We start from the raw sequence: 19,328 nt of genomic DNA, 5'->3' as shown, positions 1-19,328 counted from the left end.
ATGTGGATTGAGCGACTGGATGCCAGCCATGCCCTGGATTATCGGGCGCTGATGCTCGAAGCCTATGACCTGCACCCTCAGGCGTTTACTTCCAGTGTGCGAGAGCGCGCGGCAATGCCGTTGAGCTGGTGGGAATCGCGTCTGAGCAACAAGCTGGACGTGGTGTTTGGTGCCTTTGAAAACGACGAGTTGGCGGGCATTGTCGGCCTGGCCTTCGAGCCTCGGGAAAAGGCCCGGCACAAGGTGACGCTGTTTGGCATGTACGTGTCCGGCAAGGCCCGTCAGCGCGGGCTGGGCTACACGCTGGTGCAAGCCGCGCTGGCTGAATCGCACAACCATCAGGGTTTGCGCTTGATTCAGCTCACCGTCACCGCTGGCAATGACGCAGCGTTCAGGTTGTACCAGCGCTGCGGCTTCATCCAGTACGGCCTCGAGCCCATGGCCGTGCGCGTGGGCGAGGACTACCTCGACAAGATTCATATGTGGCGCGAACTGATTCCGCAATCTCACGAGTAATGCTTTTGTGGCGAGGGAGCTCGCTCCCGCTCGGCTGCGCAGCAGCCGCAGATCCCACAGATCCCACAGATCCCACAGATCCCACAGATCCCGCGAGTCCGGTGTGCCTGAGGAGACAGTGCTGCAGGGTTTAGGGCTGCTACGCAACCCAGCGGGAGCGAGCTCCCTCGCCACAGGGATCGCATTAACTCAGGGATCAACGAACTGCGCTGACCCCATCCAGCGTCGAGAACGACGTATCTTTCGCCGTCAGCAGAAAATCGCGCATGTACGGCGCATCCAGCATGTCGGCGCGAATCCCGGCGTACAAGGTCGCAAACAATCCCTTCTCACCCAGTCGCTTGGCCTTCACATAACCCCGTGAGCTGTATTCATGCAGTGCCCAATGGGGCATTCCGCAAACCCCACGGCCGCTGGCTACCAATTGCATCATCATCACCGTCAGTTCCGAGGTGCGGACCTGGGCCGGTTCGATGTCGGCGGGTTCCAGGAAGCGGGTGAAGATGTCCAGCCGGTCACGCTCGACCGGGTAGGTGATCAGGGTTTCTGTCAGCAGATCTTCCGGGACGATGTAGGCCTTGTTCGCCAGACGGTGCTGGTTGGCGACGGCAAGCATGGCTTCGTAAGTGAACAACGGCACGTAGGTGATGCCTGCCAGCTCCAGGGGATCGGACGTCACCACCAGATCCAGATCGCCACGGGCCAGGGCCGGCAGCGGGGCGAAGGAGAAACCCGAGGCAAGGTCCAGCTCGACTTCCGGCCAGGCATCGCGGAACTGGTCGATGGTCGGCATCAGCCACTGAAAGCAGCTGTGGCACTCGATCGCCATGTGCAAACGCCCGGCAGTGCCGCCGGCTAGTCGCGCGATGTCGCGCTCGGCGCCACGCAACAGCGGCAGAGTGGCGTCGGCCAGTTGCAGCAGGCGCAAACCGGCGCTGGTGAAGCGCACCGGTTTGGTCTTGCGCACGAACAACGGCATGCCCATGCGCTCTTCCAGTTCCTTGAACTGGTGGGAGAGGGCGGACTGCGTCAGGTGCAGGCGATCGGCTGCGTCTACCAGGCTATCGGCTTCGCGCAAGGCATGCAGGGTTTTCAGGTGACGGATTTCAAGCACCGGGGGCTCCATGAGGAAAACTTGTGATCAACACGAAAAGGTTGAGTTTGTCTCATGTTGGGTTGAGTGTCGACAATAGCGCCATGTTTTACAGCATCTTTTAAAGAGAGAATTTTCATCATGGCCCTGGCACACACACTTGGTTTTCCACGCATCGGCGCTGATCGCGAACTGAAAAAAGCCCTGGAATCCTACTGGAAAGGCGACCTCGATCAGGACGCGTTGAAGCGCGTTGGCCAACAACTGCGCGCCAGCCATTGGCAATTGCAGAAAGACGCCGGCATCGACCTGCTGCCGGTCGGCGACTTCGCCTGGTACGACCAGGTGCTGACCCATTCCCTGACCTTCGGTGTGATCCCGGCGCGCTTCGACAGCGCCCTGGATGCCAATGGCCTGCCGACCCTAGATACCTTGTTCGCCATGGCCCGTGGCGCCACGGCGAGTTGCTGCGGCGGTGAGCACGACAAGGCGCAATACGCCCAGGAGCTGACCAAGTGGTTCGACACCAACTACCACTATCTGGTCCCGGAGTTCAGCGCGGACCAGGCCTTCAAACTGAGCTGGGAGCAGCTGTTTGATGAAGTCGACGAAGCTCGTGCTCTCGGCCACAGCGTCAAACCGGTGATCATCGGCCCACTGACCTACCTGTGGTTGGGCAAAGCCAAAGGCAACGACTTCGACAAACTCGACCTGCTGGAACGCCTGCTGCCGGTCTACAACGAAATCCTTGTTCGCCTCGCCGAACAAGGGGTGGAGTGGGTGCAGATAGACGAACCGATCCTGACCCTCGATCTGCCACAGGATTGGAAAAACGCGTTCGAACGCGCTTATCACATCCTTCAGTATTCGCCGCTGAAAAAGCTGGTGGCCACCTACTTCAGCGGCCTGCAAGACAACCTCGGTCTGGCGGTCGGCCTGCCAGTACAAGGCTTGCACATCGATGCCGTGCGTGCCCCCGACCAACTGCTGCACGTGCTCGACCGCTTGCCGACCTACAAGATTCTCTCGGTGGGTCTGGTCAATGGGCGCAACGTCTGGCGCTGTGAGCTGGAACCGGTGCTGGCACAACTGCAGTTTGCCCAGGAACGTTTCGGCGACAACCTGTGGGTCAGCAGTTCCTGCTCGTTGCTGCACAGCCCGGTGGACCTGGACCGTGAAGACAAACTCGATCCGGAACTCAAAAGCTGGCTCGCCTTTGCGGTGCAGAAGTGTGGCGAAATCGCTGTTCTGCGCGATGCGCTCAACGACCCGCAATCGCCGAAAGTACGGGCAGCACTGGCCGAGAGTCGTGCCATTCAAACGAGCCGCGCCGAGTCGCCACGCATTCATAAAACCGATGTTCAGGCTCGTATCGACGCGATCAGTGCGGCGGATAGCCAACGTCATTCGCCGTTCGCAAAGCGCATCGAACAGCAGCGTGCGCGCCTGAAATTGCCAGCGTTCCCGACCACCACCATCGGCTCGTTCCCGCAGACCGGCTCGATCCGTCTGGCGCGTCAGGCGTTCAAGCAGGGCAAGCTGTCGGCCAACGATTACACCGATGCCATGCACAGCGAAATTCGCCACGCCGTGCAGGTTCAGGAACAGCTTGGCCTGGATGTGCTGGTGCACGGTGAAGCCGAGCGCAATGACATGGTCGAGTACTTTGCCGAGCAGCTTGATGGTTATCTGTTCACGCGCTTCGGCTGGGTGCAGAGCTACGGTTCGCGCTGCGTGAAACCGGCGATCATCTACGGCGATCTGAGCCGCCCGAACGCCATGACCGTGGACTGGATCACTTATGCCCAGAGCCTGACCGACAAGGTCATGAAAGGCATGCTCACCGGTCCCGTGACCATGCTGATGTGGTCGTTCCCCCGTGAGGATGTTTCGCGCAAAGTTCAGGCGCAGCAGCTGGCCCTGGCCCTGCGCGACGAAGTGGTGGACCTGGAAACTGCCGGCATCAAGATCGTGCAGATCGACGAAGCCGCATTCCGTGAAGGCTTGCCTCTGCGCCGCGCACAGTGGCAGGAATACCTGGACTGGGCGGTGGAAGCATTCCGCTTGACCGCCTCCGGTGTCCGTGACGAAACCCAGATCCACACCCACATGTGCTACAGCGAATTCAACGACGTGATCGAGTCCATTGCGGCCATGGACGCCGATGTGATCACCATCGAAACGTCGCGCTCGGACATGGAGTTGCTGGAGGCGTTCGAGGCGTTCGACTACCCGAACGACATCGGTCCGGGCGTCTACGACATTCACTCGCCACGGGTGCCGGACACGGCCGAGATGGTCAAGTTGATGAGCAAGGCAGTGAAGCGAATTCCGGCCGAGCGGTTGTGGGTCAATCCGGATTGCGGACTGAAAACACGGGCGTGGCCGGAAACCGAGGCAGCGCTGGTGAATATGGTGGCGGCGGCTCGGCAGTTGCGCAGTCAGCTGGCGTAACGTCTAGCGACACCTGTTCCGACGATAGCGGTTGCCCATCCAGCATCCACCCCGCCTGACACGGCCCCTTCGCGGGCAAGCCCGCTCCCACATTCTGTTTATGTCGACCGCAGAGGTTGTATACGGCATGAACCCTGTGGGAGTGAGCCTGCTCGCGATAGCGGTTGCACATCCAGCATCGATGCCAGCTGACCCGGCCCCATCGCGAGCAGGCTCGCTCCCACATTGTGTTTATGTCGACCGCAGAGGTTGTGTACGGCATGGATCCTGTGGAAGCAGGCTTGGTCCGGGCGGCGTTCCGACGAAAGCGGTCGCCCATCCAACATCCGCCCCGCCTGACAAGGCCCTTTCTCGATGACTCGGTCTAGAACATGACCGCTCGGCACTCTTCATCAAACTGTCACGCAACTGTGGCAGCGCGCTTGAACAAACTTCATCAGACTCGCGCTCTACTGGGGTTCTGCGTTTCGGTGTTTTTTCATGCGTGTATTTTTATTCCTGGCCGCGCTGTTGTTCGGCCTGCCGTCTTTGGCGGCTTCGCGTTGCGATGTCAATGTTCCGACTGAGCGGGCCGATATGGCACAGGTGAGTCTGGCGTACCAGAGCATTGGTCGTGCATCGGACCCTGCGCTGTTGCTGGTGATGGGGCTCGGCGGACAGCTCATTCACTGGCCCGACGAGGTGGTCGTCGCGCTGTGTCAGCAGGGTTTTCGGGTGATTCGTTATGACAATCGCGATGTCGGTCTCTCGACCTGGCGGCAACCTCCTGTCGACGCCAACCTGACCTTCGAAGTGCTGCGCTACAAACTGGGTCTGCCTGTGTCGGCGCCCTACACCCTGACCGACATGGCGGACGATGCGTTTGGGTTGATGGACGCCTTGCACGTCGAGCAATTCCACGTGCTGGGCGCGAGCATGGGCGGGATGATTGCCCAGCACATGGCGGCGATGGCGCCGCAGCGGGTCGAGAGCCTGACCTTGATCATGACCAGTTCCGGTGCCGAAGGACTGCCGGCGCCGAGCGCGGCACTGGTGCAGTTGCTTGCGCGTCGTGGTGCGCCGAATCGCGAAGCCGCCCTGGAACAGCAGGCTGATCTGCTCGCGGCGCTGGGCAGTCCGACGGTGAGTGATGATCGGCAGGCATTGTTGCATCAGGCGGCACAGTCCTATGACCGGGCCTTCAACCCTGAAGGCGTCAAGCGCCAGATCATGGCCATCCTTGCGGAACCAAGTCGGGTAGCGTTGCTCAATCAGCTGCGGGTACCCACGCTGGTGGTGCATGGCACGGCGGATCCGTTGCTGCCGGTGATGCACGGCGTGCACCTGGCGGCGCATATTCGCGGCAGCCAGTTGAAGCTGATTCCGGGGCTGGCTCATCGATTCCAGGAGGCGTTCAAGGCGCCGCTGCTGGCGGCGGTGCTGCCTTATTTGCAGGCTCATCGCGAAGACACTTCGCATTGGGCGCAGATTGATCCGGTGCCGGCACCGAACCTCCTGTAACCATTGGCCCTGTAGGAGCTGCCGAAGGCTGCGATCTTTTGATCCTGATCTTTTGATCTCTTCGGGGCATTCGAGGATCAAGCTCAAAAGATCGCAGCCTTCGGCAGCTCCTACAGGTGTATCGTTTGACCTTTGCGGCGCATTCCAGTTTGCGAGGTGAGTGATGAGTACCCCCCTGAAAATCGATTTCGTCAGCGACGTGTCCTGCCCCTGGTGCGTTGTGGGCTTGTACGGCCTGACTCGCGCTCTGGATTTGCTGGGCGATGAGGTGCAGGCCGAGATTCGTTTCCAGCCGTTCGAGCTGAACCCGAAGATGGGGCCTGAAGGGCAGAACATTACCGAGCACATCACCGAGAAATACGGATCGACGCCTGAGCAATCGCAGAAGAATCGCGAAATGATCCGGGCCCGTGGTGCCGAGCTCGGGTTTGCCTTCCGCACGGACGGTAATAGCCGCATCTACAACACCTTCGATGCTCACCGTTTGCTGTATTGGGCGGGGCTCGAGGGTGCGCAGTTCAATTTGAAGGAGGCGCTGTTCAGGGCATATTTCACCGAAGGCGGCAATCCGTCTGACCCTCAGCAGTTGGCCAGGATCGCCGAAAGCGTCGGACTGGATTGCAAGCGCGCCGAAGCCATATTGGCGTCGGATGAGTTCGCCAAAGAGGTTCGCGAAGAAGAGCAGCTGTGGCTGTCACGGGGCGTCAGTTCGGTGCCGACCGTGGTGTTCAACGGGCAGTACGCGGTCAGCGGCGGGCAACCGGTTGAGACGTTTGTCGGGGCGATCCGGCAGATCATGAGCGAGTCGAAGGGCGGAACCGTCAGCTGATTCGCGCTTTTGTGGCGAGGGGATTTATCCCCGTTGGGCTGCGAAGCAGCCCCTAGTGTTCGTTCGGTCAAACTGAGTTGTCCGGATTTACGACTGCTTCGCAGCCGAACGGGGATAAATCCCCTCGCCACAGGGGGGGCAGAGGGTCAGCCGTGGACGCGCACCCACACGCTGACCAGCACAGTCGCTGCCATCAACCACGCCACTGCCGCAACGGCCAGCGAAGCCTCCAGCCGCATCTTGTCTACCATCACATACAACGTTGCCAGGTAGATGAAGTACGGAATGATCGACCACATGCCAAACACGATGGTGGTCTTCAGGTCATCCAGTGAACGGCCCTTGCCGACGATGTAGTGCGCGATCAGTGCAAAGGTCGGAAACAGCGGCACCAATCCTGCGATGTAATAGTTTTTGGTTTTAGCCAGCGCGGCAAGAATGATCACCACCGCTGCACCCAGGGTTGCTTTGAGTATCAGGTCCATCAGTGGCTCAGCCCGTATTTCTTCACTTTATCGAACAGGGTGGTCTTGGCCATGCCCAGCTCCAGGCTGGCCTGGGTCAGATTGCCGCCGCTGCGTTGCAAGGCGTCGCTGAGCAGATTGCGTTCGAACGCTTCCACCGCTTCGGCGAAGGCCAGGCCGTGATTGCTGCCACTGGTGCCGGATTTCTTGAAAGCCGGCAAGCCAAGGGCAAAGCGTTCGGCGACGTTGCGCAGTTCGCGCACGTTGCCCGGCCAGTCGTGGCTCATCAGGTTCGACAGGGTCTGGTTGTCCAGCTCCGGCACCGCGCGGTCAAAGCGCAGGGACGATTGCTGCAGGAAGTGCTCGAACAGCTGCAGAATGTCTTCACGACGCTCGCGCAGCGGCGGCAGTTCCAGGGTCACCACGTTCAGGCGGTAATACAGATCGCTGCGGAATTCGCCGGCCTTGCTCGACTCGTCCAGATCGGATTTGGTCGCCGCGATCACCCGGCAATCCACCGCCACGCTCTGGTTTGAACCGAGGCGTTCGAGGGTGCGCTCCTGCAATACCCGCAGCAGTTTGATCTGCAGCGGCAGCGGCATGCTTTCCACCTCGTCGAGGAACAACGTACCGCCGTCGGCATGTTCGATCTTGCCGATCCGCCGTTTGCCGGCGCCGGTAAACGCGTTGGCTTCGTGGCCGAAGATTTCGCTTTCGAACAGGTTCTCCGGCAGGCCTCCGCAGTTCAGCGCGACAAATTGCCGGGTGTGGCGGCGACTGAAGTCGTGCAGGCAGCGGGCGACCAATTCTTTGCCGGTGCCGGTTTCACCTTCGATCAACACGTTGGCCGAGGTGTCGGCGACGTTGGCGATCAGCTCCCGCAGATTCTGCATGGCCGCAGAACGGCCGATGATCCGGCCTTCCAACGAATCGCGCTCTGCCAGTTGCCGCCGCAACGACGAAACTTCACGCGCCAGGCTGCGTTGCTCCAGGGCGCGACGGGCAACGTCCACCAGGCGCTCCGGGGAAAACGGTTTCTCCATGAAGTCATAGGCGCCTTTTTGCATCGCGCCGACCGCCATCGAGATGTCGCCGTGGCCGGTGATCAACACCACGGGCAGGCTGCGATCACGGGCCTTGAGTCGGGTCAGCAGTTCCAGGCCGTCAATGCCCGGCAGGCGAATGTCGCTGATGACGATCCCGGCAAAGTTGTCGCCGACCCGCTCCAGCGCTTCTTCGGCGCTGCCCACGCCCACGCAGGGAATGTCTTCCAGGGTCAGCGCCTGCTGGCAGCCGAGCAGTACATGAGGATCGTCTTCGACGATCAGCACACTAAGATCGTTGTTCATATTGGCTCGGCGAAAGAGGGGCTTACCAACGGTAAACTGAGGACAAAAGTGGTTCCACCGCCGGCCGGGTGTTCGACACCCAGGTGTCCGCCGGTGGCGGCGGCCAGGCTCGCGGACAAGGTCAGGCCGAGGCCCAGACCCTGCTCGCCGGGTTTGGTGGTGAAGAAAGGTTCAAACAGATGCTTGCGCGTTTCGGCGTCGATGCCGTGGCCATTGTCGCGGACACGAAGACGGTATTTGCCATCGAACACTTCGCCTTCAAGCCACAGCTCCGGCAACGGCTGGGCCTGCATGGCATCCAGGGCGTTGCCCATCAGGTTGACCAGAATCTGCTCCAGTCGCGTCTGATCGATTTGCACCTGCACATCGCTGAAGTCGCGATGCACTTGCAGGTGCGCGCTTTCTACCCGGCCGCCAAGCAACTGCAAGGCCGCATCCACGGCCTTACCGAGGCTGGCCTGACCCTTGTCGTCGCCGCGACGGGCAAATGACCGCAGACTGGCGGTGATCCGGCCCATGCGGTCGATCAGTTCATTAATGGTTTTGAGGTTGGTGCTGGCGACATCCAGCTGACCGCGTTCCAGGAAACGAACCGTGTTGCCGGACAAGGTTCGCAGCGCGGCGAGCGGCTGGTTGAGTTCATGCGCGATGCTGGTGGACATCTGGCCGATGGCCGCGAGTTTGCCCGCCTGCACCAGTTCATCCTGGGCCCGGCGCAAGGTCTCTTCGGCTTGGCGCCGTTCACGGATCTGACCCTTGAGCCGTTCGTTACTGGCGCGCAGGTCGGTGGTGCGTTCGGTAATCCGACGCTCCAGTTGATTGTTGGCTTCCTGCAAGGCTTCCCGGGCGGCGAGGCGGGTGGAGATGACCTTTCGGCGCTCATTCCAGGCAATCAGCAGAAACGTCACCAGGGCCAATGCCACGGCCACCAGAATCCCCTGATTGATTGCTTCGCGGCGCAAATCCTGGAGTGGGGTGAGGAGGGTGAAATTCCACGGTGTGTCGCTTAACGGGCGTGTTTGCGACAGGTAGCTGATGTCTTCCTGATCGGATTCCACTTCGCTGTTGGCGGGGAAGGTCAGTTTCTCTTCACCCTCTGCCAGTTTTTCCCGGGCCAGCGGTTGCAGTTCGTTGAGCGGGAACCAGTAGTACTGGAGGCTGCGGGCGAGTTTTTCCTTGGTCTCGTCGCTCAGCGGTATCACTGATTTGAGACGACGCGCCGGATCGCTGGAAAGAATGATGATGCCGTTCTCGTCACTGACGAAGGCTTCCAGACGTGCGCGCTGCCAGCGTTCTTCCATCGCTTCAAGACGGACTTTGACCACCGCGACACCGATGATCTTGCCGTGTTCTTCCAGGCCGTGGGCCAGGTAGTAACCGGGTTCGCCGTTGGTGCTGCCGATGCCATAGAAGCGTCCCGGCTGGCCGCGAATAGCGTTTTGGAAATAGGCGCGAAAAGAGAGGTCTTCACCCAGGTAACTGTCGACATCGCGCCAGTTACTGGTGGCCATGACGCGGCCGGTGGTATCCATCACGTAGATGGCGCGACTGCGGCTGCGGCGGTTCAGGCCTTCCAGGTAGTCATTGACCGTTTGCCGATGTTCCGGCGACGGATCGGCCAGCAGTTGGGAAACACTGGTTTCGAGTTCCAGCAGGCTGGGCAGGTAGGTGTACTTGCTGATCTCGCTCTCGACGGCGCGTGCATGCAACTCCAGCTGGCGCTGGCCGTTTTCGCTGAGGCTGCGTATGCCGTAGTACTCGCTGACCCAGAAGCCGACGTAACCCAATCCGATCATCAGTGCGATGATCAGCGGAGGCAGGAACAGATGGCGAATCAGACGGGGTTTCACGGCGAGTGATGGCGGCGCTGCGCGATAGAGAGTGGGGTCGCATTTCATCACAGATGCCTTGGGTCAACCACAACACAAATCTCAAGACCACCACGAACTTTGTGATGGTGGCTCTTGTGGCCAGGAGACTCCTGTGGCTAGGGGATTCATGTGGCGAGGGGATTTATCCCCGTTGGGCTGCGAAGCGGCCCCAGCGTCAGTTCAGTCAAACTGAGTTGTCCGGATTTACGACTGCTTCGCAGCCGAACGGGGATAAATCCCCTCGCCACATGAATCCTCTTGCCACAGAAATCCCCTCGCCACAAAAGCCCGCTCCCACAGAGGGGAGCGGTGTCTTTCTCAGTGCTGCAGAATCTTGTTGAGGAAGTGCTGGGTACGCTCGGCCCGGTGGCTGATGTCGCCGAAGAACTCTTCTTTCTTGCAGTCTTCGATGATCTTGCCCTGGTCCATGAAAATTACCCGGTCCGCCACTTTGCGGGCGAAGCCCATTTCGTGGGTGACGCACATCATGGTCATGCCTTCGTGAGCGAGTTGCACCATCACGTCCAGCACTTCGTTGACCATCTCCGGATCGAGCGCCGAAGTCGGTTCGTCGAACAGCATGACGATCGGGTCCATCGCCAGCGCACGGGCAATCGCCACACGCTGTTGCTGACCACCGGAAAGCTGGCCAGGGTGCTTGTGGGCATGCGCCGACAGGCCGACGCGTTCAAGCAATTGCAGGCCTTTCTTGGTGGCTTCTTCCTTGCTGCGACCCAGCACCTTGATCTGCGCGATGGTCAGGTTTTCGGTAATGGTCAGGTGCGGGAACAGTTCGAAATGCTGGAACACCATGCCGACGCGCGAGCGCAGTTTCGGCAGGTTGGTCTTCGGGTCGGCGATGGACGTGCCATCGACGACCACGTCGCCTTTCTGGAACGGTTCCAGGGCGTTGACGCATTTGATCAGGGTCGACTTGCCGGAGCCGGAAGGCCCGCACACCACGATCACTTCACCCTTTTTGACCTCGGTGCTGCAATCAGTCAGCACCTGGAAGTCGCCATACCACTTGTTGATATTTTTGATAGAGATCATACGGCGAACCTTTTTTGCAGACGCTTGACCAGCAGCGAGGCGGAAAAGCTGATGATGAAGTACACGAGCCCTGCGAAGATCAGGAACTCATTGGAGCGACCGATAATGTCGCCACTGGCACGCGAGGCATTGAGGAAGTCCACCAGGCCGACGGCGTAAACCAGCGAGGTGTCCTGGAACAGGATGATGCTCTGTTGCAGCAACAGCGGGGTCATCTTGCGAAACGCTTGCGGCAGGATGATCAACCGCATCATCTGGCCATACGTCATGCCCAGCGCCTGGGCAGCGCCCATCTGGCCCTTGGGAATCGACTGCACACCGGCCCGGACGATCTCGCAGAAGTACGCGGCTTCGAACATCATGAAGGCCACGATGCACGAGGTGAACGCGCCGATCGGCGTGTCTTCGCCGGTGATCCAGCGCAGCACGAACGGCACCGCCAGGTAGAACCAGGTGATGACCAGCAGCAGCGGGATCGAGCGGAAGTAGTTGACGTAGGCGCCGGCGATGTTCGACAGCAGTTTGCTGTGGGACAGGCGCATCAGCGCGAGGATGGTGCCGAGAATGATCCCGCCGACGACGCCCATTACCATCAATTGCAGGGTCATGACCATGCCGTTCCACAAGCCCGGCAGGGACGGGATGATGCCCGAGAAGTCGAATTCCATCATTTACCCCCTACGGAGATCAGGCCCGGCACAGCGACTTTCTTCTCGACCAGGCGCATCAGCAACATCAGGCTCATGTTCAGGGTGAAGTAGATCAGGGTCGCCAGGGTAAAGGCTTCGAACAGGTTGGCGGAGAACTCGGCGGTTTGCTTGGTTTGTGCAAGCAGTTCCATCAGACCGATCAGCGAGGCCACGGAGGTATTCTTGAACACGTTCAGGAATTCCGAGGTGAGCGGCGGGATGATGATCCGGTAGGCCTGAGGCAGCAGCACGTTCCAGTAGATCTGCGGCAGCTTGAAGCCCATGGCACGAGCGGCGGATTCCTGACCGCGCGGCAACGCCTGGATGCCGGTGCGTACCTGTTCGCAGACACGAGCAGTGGTGAACAGACCCAGGCACACGACGACGCTGAGGAATGCCGATGTGGTCGGGTTCAGGTCCTGCTTGTACCAGTCCTGCATGCCTTGAGGCAGCAGATCGGGTACCAGGAAGTACCAGATGAACAGCTGAACAAGCAGCGGCACATTACGGAAGATTTCGACGTAGCAGGTCGCGATGCCCGATACGATGCGATTCGGTACGGTGCGCATGACACCCAGAATCGAGCCCAGCGTCAGGGCAATGATCCAGGCCATGATGGCGATGGCGATGGTCCAGCCCAGCCCGGTGATGTACCAGTCGAGATACGTCTCGCTGCCCACCCCGGTGGACCTGAAGAACACGCCCCAGTCCCAGTTGTAATTCATTAGGGTCTCCCCTCGGATCGATCAATGTGCAAGTGCCCGCCTGGGGAAGCTCCGTTCCCACCCGACTTGAACGTCGGGCACACGCCACCGGCTCGACAGCCACCGGTTCGAGTGTTTCCAGAAATGCCAGCAGGGAGTGACAACCTCCTGAAAGGGCAACGGCCCTCTCAGGAGGTAAGGTTAGTCAGAAATCAGGATTTCTTTTCGTCAGCCGCTTTATCGGTCGGATTGGCGATCAGGGCCTTGAGTTCATCACTCATCGGGAAGTTCAGGTTCAGGCCTTTTGGCGGGATTGGCGCCATGAACCATTTTTCGTAGATCTTGTTGATCTCGCCCGACTTGTAGGTCGCTACGATCGCGTCATCCACGGCTTTCTTGAACGGCTCGTCGCCCTTGCGGACCATGCAGCCGTAAATTTCGTAGGACTGTGGCGTACCGGTCACGGCCCAGTCGCTGGCCTTCTTGGCTTTGGCTGCTTCACCGGCCAGCAAGGCGTCGTCCATCATGAAGGCAACGGCGCGGCCCGATTCCAGCATCTGGAACGACTCGCCGTGGTCTTTGGCGGAAATGACATTCATGCCCATCTGCTTGTCGGCGTTCATCGATTTGATGATGCGCTCGGACGTGGTGCCGGCAGTGGTCACGACGTTCTTGCCTTTCAGGTCGGCGAAGTCTTTGTAAGGGGAGTCTTTCTTCGACAGCAGGCGGGTGCCGATTTCGAAGATGCCGACGGAGAAGTCAACTTGCTGCTGACGCTCGACGTTGTTGGTGGTGGAGCCGCACTCGACGTCCACGGTGCCGTTTTGCACCAGCGGGATACGGGTTTGCGAGGTGACCAGGTTGTATTTGACCTGCAGGTTTGGCAGGTCCAGGTCTTTCTTGATCGCTTCGACGATTTTCAGCTGGATGTCGTGGGAGTAGCCGATCGGTTTGCCGGAGGCATCAGCGATGTAGGAAAACGGAATGGAGGCGTCACGATGCCCGAGGGTGATGACACCGGAATCTTTGATCTTCTTCAGTGTGCCAGTGAGTTCGGCAGCGAAAACTGGAGTGGTAATCAGAGCGGCAGCAATGGCTGCGCCCAGGATATGGGGAACGATGCGCATCAAATTTTCCTCGACATTGTTTTTTTTATGGAGCCAGTTCGTCGGCCCTTTTGTGCTTCGAAGGTTTGCTGGCGTTTGAAGGATCGGCGCAGCAAGCATTCGTCCAAGAGTGTAGAGCATGACTCGTGCCAGGCTAGGCGCTATAGATCAAATCATTGATTTTTAAGGATATTAAATATTTGTGGCGATATTTTTCACGTTGTTTAATCCGGTTTACCGAATCGACTGCCAAGTCGTGTTCGGAAAACCGAATGGCACTCCTTGTACATAACCTTGTGGGAGCGGGCTTGCCCGCGATAGCGGTGTGTCCGTCAATTTAATCTCGGCTGTGCTGCCGTCTTCGCGGGCAAGCCCGGCTCCCACAATGAACAGCGGTGCAGGGGAAATGCAAAAAGCCCCTGAAACTTGCGATTCAGGGGCTTTCGTTTAAGTAAATGGCCGATCAGGCCGCTTCGATCTTGCTGCGGTTCTGTTCGACCTTGCTCAGGTAATCCACCAGCTTCTGCTGTTCTGCCGGGGTAGTGAACAGCCCGAGCTTGCTGCGACGCCACAGGATGTCGTGCGCAGTGGTTGCCCACTCTTCGCTGCACAGGTAATCAACTTCGCGGGTGTAGAGCCCGCCGCCGATGTGATCACCCAGGTCATTCAGGCTCTGTACGCCTTCGAGCATCCGCCAGGTGCGGCTGCCGTAGGTAGTGGACCAGCGGCGCGCGATTTCGGTCGGCACCCAGTCGAACTTGTCGCGAATCAAGGCGCACAACGCTTGAGGCGTCGTCATGTCTTCGCCCCCTGGCAGCGTAGCGGTGGCCGTCCAGCTGGGTTTGATCTGGGTAAAGTACGGCGTCAGTTGTGCCAGCGCCGACTCGGCCAGTTTGCGATAGGTCGTCAGCTTGCCGCCGAAGACTGACAACAACGGTGCTTCTTCGCCGCTGCCGGAGAGTGCCAGGGTGTAGTCGCGGGTAACGGCCGAAGGGTTGTCGGATTCGTCGTTGCACAGCGGGCGAACGCCGGAGTAGCTGTGCAGGATGTCGTCGCGGCTGACTTGCTTCTTGAAGTGCGCGTTGACCACCTTGAGCAGGTAGTCGGTCTCGCCGTCGGTGATTGCGACTTTCGCAGGATCGCCGGTGTATTCACGGTCGGTGGTGCCGATCAGGGTGAAGTGGTTCAGGTACGGAATGGTGAAGACGATTCGCTGATCTTCGTTTTGCAGAATGTGCGCATGCTCACCTTCGTACAGCTTCGGCACGATCAGGTGGCTGCCCTGAATCAGGCGGATGCCATACGGCGATTCCATCTTCAGGTCGTCACGGATGAACTTGGCGACCCACGGGCCGGCGGCGTTTACCAGGGCCTTGGCGCGAATCGAAAACAGGCTGCCATCGGCGCGTTCCAGGTGCAGATGCCACAGGCCCTTGCTGCGACGGGCGCTGGTGCAACGGGTCTGGGTGTGCACATGGGCACCTTTTTCGCGGGCGGCCATGGCGTTCAGCACCACCAGGCGAGCATCGTCGACCCAGCAATCAGAGTACTCAAAGCCCTTGGTGATTTCGCTTTTCAGCGGGCTGTCCGGACCGAACTTCAGGCTCTTCGAACCTTCCAGTTTTTCCCGTTTGCCAAGGTTGTCATACAGAAACAGGCCGGCACGGATCATCCACGCCGGGCGCAGGTGCGGGCGGTGAGGCAACACGAAGCGCATTTGCTTGACGATGTGTGGCGCCTTGGCCAGCAGCACTTCGCGTTCGGCCAGCGCTTCGCGCACCAGACGGAACTCGTAATGTTCGAGGTAGCGCAGACCGCCGTGGATCAGTTTGCTGCTGGCAGACGAGGTGTGGCTGGCCAGGTCATCCTTTTCGCAAAGGAACACCGAAAGACCGCGACCGGCGGCATCCGCTGCGATCCCCACGCCATTAATGCCGCCACCGATAACGGCAACATCGTAGACCTCGGCGAGAGGGGGCGTAGGCAAGGTAGAAGTGGGCATCGGCTGGCCTCGGGCTTTGATTTTCTGTATTGGAATTCGAACATTAATGTTCATTTGCGAAAATGGTAGCCCATAAAGACGCCCACAGCCAGTCAACTTCGATTGAAAATACTCATCGAAGGGCTATGAAAGGAAAATTTACGAACATTTAGGGGGCGTGAAGAACAAAATGTGGCGAGGGGATTTATCGGAATGCAAATGTGGCGAGGGGATTTATCGAACCGTCGCACCGCCCCGTTGGGCTGCGCAGCAGTTCCAAAATCTTTGGGGTGGCTGCGCCACCCAACGGGGCGGTGCGACGGTTCGCTAAATCCCCTCGCCACAGGGTTTCTTCAACAGGCGGAAAGGGGTTAAACCACTTCCAGCCGAATCTTGTGCTGACTCAACAACTGCGCCAGCGCCGGCACCGGCTGCTGATCGGTGACCAGGCAATCGATCAGGCTGATCGGACCCAGACGAATCATGGCGTTGCGCCCGAATTTGCTGGAGTCAGCTGCCAGAATCACCTGCCGCGCATTGGCGATGATCGCCTGGGACACGCGCACTTCCTGATAATCGAAGTCCAGCAGGCTGCCATCCTCATCGATGCCGCTGATGCCGACCAGCGCAAAGTCGACCTTGAACTGGTTGATGAAATCGACGCTGGCCTGGCCAACCACACCACCGTCGCGCCGCACATTGCCACCGGTCAGCAGGACGTCGAAATCGTCCTTGGCGCTGAGCATGGAGGCTACATGCAGGTTGTTGGTGATGATCTTGAGGTGATTGTGATTGAGCAACGCCCTGGCGATCGACTCGGTGGTGGTACCGATGTTGATGAACAGTGAGGCGTGGTCGGGGATCTGTGCCGCGATGGCTTCGCCGATACGCTGTTTTTCGTCGCGCATCTGATCGGCGCGCATGGCGTAGGCGGTGTTTTCGACGCTAGAGTCGTAGGCTGCGCCGCCATGGTAGCGGCGCAATAGATTGGCTTCCGCGAGCTGATTGATATCGCGGCGAATAGTCTGCGGTGTAACGACGAACAGCGTGGCCAGTTCCTCGATACTCACGTAGCCGCGTTCGCGGACCAGTTCGAGGATTTGCTGCTGACGGGGAGGCAGATTCATTGGGCTTCCTTTGGGCTGCCATGCAAAATTTGCCCATGATGCCGCAGGAATCTGCTCCCGACCAGTTACAACCCTAATCCTCTCGCAAGGATGGCTTATTCATCGCCTTCATGGGGTTCCCAGTCTCGGGTGCGGCTGACCGCTTTTTTCCAGCCCGCGTAGAGTTTTTCCTTCTTGGTTTCGTCCAGCGCCGGCTCGAATTCACGTTCGATCACCGCCTTGCCGCGCAACTCGTCCAGGCTGCCCCAGAAGCCACACGCCAGGCCCGCGAGATAGGCTGCGCCCAGTGCGGTGGTTTCGCGCATTTGCGGGCGCTCGACCTGCGTGCCGAGAATGTCGGCCTGAAACTGCATCAGGAAATTGTTCGCCACCGCACCGCCATCCACGCGCAGGGCTTTGAGGCGTTCGCCGGAATCCTGTTGCATGGCGTCCAGAACGTCGCGGGTCTGGTAGGCAATCGATTCCAGCGCTGCACGAATGATGTGATCCACGCGTACGCCGCGGGTCAGGCCGAACAGCGCACCACGGGCATACGGGTCCCAGTACGGAGCGCCCAGGCCGGTAAAGGCCGGGACCAGGTACACACCATTGCTGTCTTTGACCTTGTTGGCGAAATACTCGGTGTCATGGGCGTCGTTGATGATTTTCAACTCGTCGCGCAGCCACTGGACGGTCGAACCGCCGTTGAACACTGCACCTTCGAGTGCGTAGGCGACTTCACCGCGAGGGCCGCAAGCGATGGTGGTCAGCATGCCGTGCTTGGATTTCACCGCTTTGTTGCCGGTGTTCATCAGCAGGAAGCAGCCGGTGCCGTACGTGTTTTTCGCTTGTCCGGGCTCGACGCACATTTGGCCGAACAGAGCCGCCTGCTGGTCACCGGCGATACCGCCGATGGCGATGCCGCTTTTGGTGTGGCCGTAGATTTCGGACGAGGATTTAACTTCCGGCAGCATCTCGCGGGGAATATCCAGCACGTCGAGCATCTTCGCATCCCACTCCAGCGTGTGGATGTTGAAGAGCATGGTGCGCGAGGCGTTGGTGTAGTCGGTGACGTGTACTTTGCCGCCGGTAAATTTCCAGATCAGCCAGCTGTCGATGGTGCCGAACAACAGCTCACCCTTGCGCGCACGTTCGCGGCTGCCTTCGACGTTGTCGAGGATCCACTTCAATTTGGTGCCGGAGAAGTACGGGTCGGTCACCAGTCCGGTGGTCTCGCTGATGTATTGCTCGTGGCCATCGCGTTTGAGCTGCTGGCAGATTTCAGTACTGCGGCGGCACTGCCAGACGATCGCGTTGTAGATCGGGCGACCGGTGGTCTTGTCCCAGACTACGGTGGTTTCACGCTGGTTAGTGATACCAATGGCGGCGACCTGATCGTGATGCAGGCCGGCTTGGGCCAGGGCCTCGACCATCACTGCGCTTTGCGTGGCGAAAATTTCCATCGGGTCATGCTCGACCCAACCGGCTTGCGGGTAATGCTGGACGAATTCACGCTGGGCGGTGCACACCACGTTTGCGTCACGGTCAAAAATGATCGCGCGCGAACTGGTCGTACCCTGATCGAGGGCAATGATGTAGTTCTTATTCTGAATGTCGGTCATGTCGATTGCCTTGGACGAAATAAGGGAGTGAGGTCAGGCGAGGGACCAGATTGGCAGGATCACACGCCTACGGTATCAAGAAGTTCGAGGTTTGCCGTCAATGGCCGGTGCTGCATCCTTTGTAGCAGGTTGGGTACCGGGCAAATGCCGGGCAATCAGCCCGCGATAAGCTGCAGCACCGAGGCAGGCACCGACGATCGGTGCAAAAACCGGAATCAGGAAGTACGGGATGTCGCGCCCGCCGGTTAAGGACATTTCACCCCAGCCCGTAAAGAACGTCATCAGCTTGGGCCCGAAGTCGCGCGCCGGATTCATCGCAAAACCGGTCAAAGGCCCCATCGAGCTGCCGATCACTGCAATCAGCAAACCGATCAGCAAGGGTGCCAACGGCCCTTTGGGCAAACCATTGTTGTCGTCGGTCAGAGACATGATCACGCCCATCAGAATGGCCGTGATGATCATTTCAACCAGAAACGCCTGGGCTGTGGACAGGGCTGGGTGCGGGAACGTGGAAAACACCGAGGCCAATTCAAGACTGGCCTGGGTGCCGCGAACCATATGGTGCGTTTGTTCGTAATCGAAGAATAAATTGCTGTAGAGCGTGTAAACCAACAAGGCCCCACAAAAGGCGCCCGCTACCTGGGCAAGGATATAGAACGGCAGTTTGCGCTTTTCGAAGTCGGTGAAAATGCACAGCGCAATACTGACGGCAGGGTTGAGATGCGCGCCTGAAACCCCGGCGGTCATGTAGATCGCCATGCTCACACCGACGCCCCAGATGATGCTGATTTCCCACAAGCCAAAGCTGGCACCTGCAACCTTGAGTGCAGCCACACAACCGGTGCCGAAAAAGATTAGCAGGGCAGTACCCAGAAACTCGGCCATGCACTGGCTCGAGAGCGGCGGTTGTTGTAAAGCAGTTGTCATTGAAAACCTCGTTGTTGTTTTTGTCTGGGTGCTGCAAAGGAATATTCGTACCGTATTCGTATTC

16 protein-coding genes are annotated in these 19,328 nt (G+C 59.3%); 4 read left to right on the top strand and 12 right to left on the bottom strand.

From position 1 onward, the window contains the following. Positions 1–516 (top strand): GNAT family N-acetyltransferase, encoded by a 516-nt coding sequence (locus ACA063_RS23645; protein ID WP_497666578.1) that lies wholly within the window; start codon positions 1–3, stop codon positions 514–516. A 196-nt stretch (positions 517–712) separates the two neighbouring features. Here ACA063_RS23645 and metR read toward each other — a convergent pair whose 3' ends face one another. After that, positions 713–1,630 carry a transcriptional regulator MetR gene (metR, locus tag ACA063_RS23640; RefSeq protein ID WP_010457725.1) on the bottom strand — a complete coding sequence of 306 codons (918 nt, stop codon included), beginning with the start codon at positions 1,628–1,630 and terminating at the stop codon, positions 713–715. A 120-nt stretch (positions 1,631–1,750) separates the two neighbouring features. Here metR and metE point away from each other — a divergent pair, with 120 nt between their 5' ends. The 3 genes from metE to ACA063_RS23625 all read left to right on the top strand — a co-directional run bounded on the left by metE (position 1,751) and on the right by ACA063_RS23625 (position 6,392). Then, complete coding sequence (metE, locus tag ACA063_RS23635; protein ID WP_497663575.1) at positions 1,751–4,063, top strand: 5-methyltetrahydropteroyltriglutamate--homocysteine S-methyltransferase; 2,313 nt, start codon at positions 1,751–1,753, stop codon at positions 4,061–4,063. A gap of 480 nt (positions 4,064–4,543) precedes the next feature. Further along, positions 4,544–5,563 (top strand): alpha/beta fold hydrolase, encoded by a 1,020-nt coding sequence (locus tag ACA063_RS23630; RefSeq protein ID WP_497663574.1) that lies wholly within the window; start codon positions 4,544–4,546, stop codon positions 5,561–5,563. A 163-nt stretch (positions 5,564–5,726) separates the two neighbouring features. Then, positions 5,727–6,392 (top strand): DsbA family oxidoreductase, encoded by a 666-nt coding sequence (locus ACA063_RS23625; protein ID WP_497663573.1) that lies wholly within the window; start codon positions 5,727–5,729, stop codon positions 6,390–6,392. A 146-nt stretch (positions 6,393–6,538) separates the two neighbouring features. Here ACA063_RS23625 and ACA063_RS23620 read toward each other — a convergent pair whose 3' ends face one another. The 11 genes from ACA063_RS23620 to ACA063_RS23570 all read right to left on the bottom strand — a co-directional run bounded on the left by ACA063_RS23620 (position 6,539) and on the right by ACA063_RS23570 (position 19,264). Beyond that, positions 6,539–6,868: a GlpM family protein gene (locus tag ACA063_RS23620; RefSeq protein ID WP_178114321.1), complete on the bottom strand. Its 330-nt coding sequence runs from the start codon at positions 6,866–6,868 to the stop codon at positions 6,539–6,541. Positions 6,869–6,876: 8 nt separating this feature from the next. Continuing rightward, entirely contained in the window at positions 6,877–8,205 is a 1,329-nt protein-coding gene (gene aauR, locus ACA063_RS23615) for a two-component response regulator AauR (RefSeq protein WP_497663572.1), read from the bottom strand. Beyond that, on the bottom strand, positions 8,202–10,103 hold the full coding sequence (gene aauS, locus ACA063_RS23610) for a two-component sensor histidine kinase AauS (protein ID WP_497663571.1): 1,902 nt from the start codon (positions 10,101–10,103) through the stop codon (positions 8,202–8,204). The genes aauR and aauS overlap by 4 nt, the downstream gene beginning before the upstream one ends. 291 nt (positions 10,104–10,394) lie before the next feature. Beyond that, a complete protein-coding gene (locus tag ACA063_RS23605; protein WP_162439398.1) occupies positions 10,395–11,129 on the bottom strand; it encodes an amino acid ABC transporter ATP-binding protein in 735 nt (244 codons plus the stop codon). Continuing rightward, positions 11,126–11,797, bottom strand: coding sequence for an amino acid ABC transporter permease (locus tag ACA063_RS23600; RefSeq protein ID WP_497663570.1), 672 nt, complete (start codon positions 11,795–11,797; stop codon positions 11,126–11,128). The genes ACA063_RS23605 and ACA063_RS23600 overlap by 4 nt, the downstream gene beginning before the upstream one ends. Further along, positions 11,797–12,543, bottom strand: coding sequence for an amino acid ABC transporter permease (locus tag ACA063_RS23595; protein WP_162439400.1), 747 nt, complete (start codon positions 12,541–12,543; stop codon positions 11,797–11,799). The genes ACA063_RS23600 and ACA063_RS23595 overlap by 1 nt, the downstream gene beginning before the upstream one ends. Before the next feature lie 191 nt (positions 12,544–12,734). Then, the gene (locus ACA063_RS23590) at positions 12,735–13,649 is read right to left on the bottom strand and encodes a glutamate/aspartate ABC transporter substrate-binding protein (protein ID WP_497663569.1); all 915 of its coding nucleotides are present in this window, start codon (positions 13,647–13,649) and stop codon (positions 12,735–12,737) included. Between the two features lie 442 nt (positions 13,650–14,091). After that, the gene (gene glpD, locus ACA063_RS23585) at positions 14,092–15,630 is read right to left on the bottom strand and encodes a glycerol-3-phosphate dehydrogenase (RefSeq protein ID WP_162439402.1); all 1,539 of its coding nucleotides are present in this window, start codon (positions 15,628–15,630) and stop codon (positions 14,092–14,094) included. Between the two features lie 350 nt (positions 15,631–15,980). Beyond that, positions 15,981–16,736 (bottom strand): DeoR/GlpR family transcriptional regulator, encoded by a 756-nt coding sequence (locus ACA063_RS23580; RefSeq protein ID WP_162439403.1) that lies wholly within the window; start codon positions 16,734–16,736, stop codon positions 15,981–15,983. 95 nt (positions 16,737–16,831) lie between these two features. Next, positions 16,832–18,337 carry a glycerol kinase GlpK gene (glpK, locus tag ACA063_RS23575; protein ID WP_497663568.1) on the bottom strand — a complete coding sequence of 502 codons (1,506 nt, stop codon included), beginning with the start codon at positions 18,335–18,337 and terminating at the stop codon, positions 16,832–16,834. Positions 18,338–18,412: 75 nt separating this feature from the next. After that, complete coding sequence (locus ACA063_RS23570; protein ID WP_497666577.1) at positions 18,413–19,264, bottom strand: MIP/aquaporin family protein; 852 nt, start codon at positions 19,262–19,264, stop codon at positions 18,413–18,415. Between the last annotated feature and the right edge of the window lie 64 nt (positions 19,265–19,328).

Source organism: Pseudomonas sp. LBUM1643 (assembly GCF_059716215.1).
Note: the sequence above shows the minus strand (reverse complement) of the source record. Positions and strands in the feature narration are given on the sequence as shown.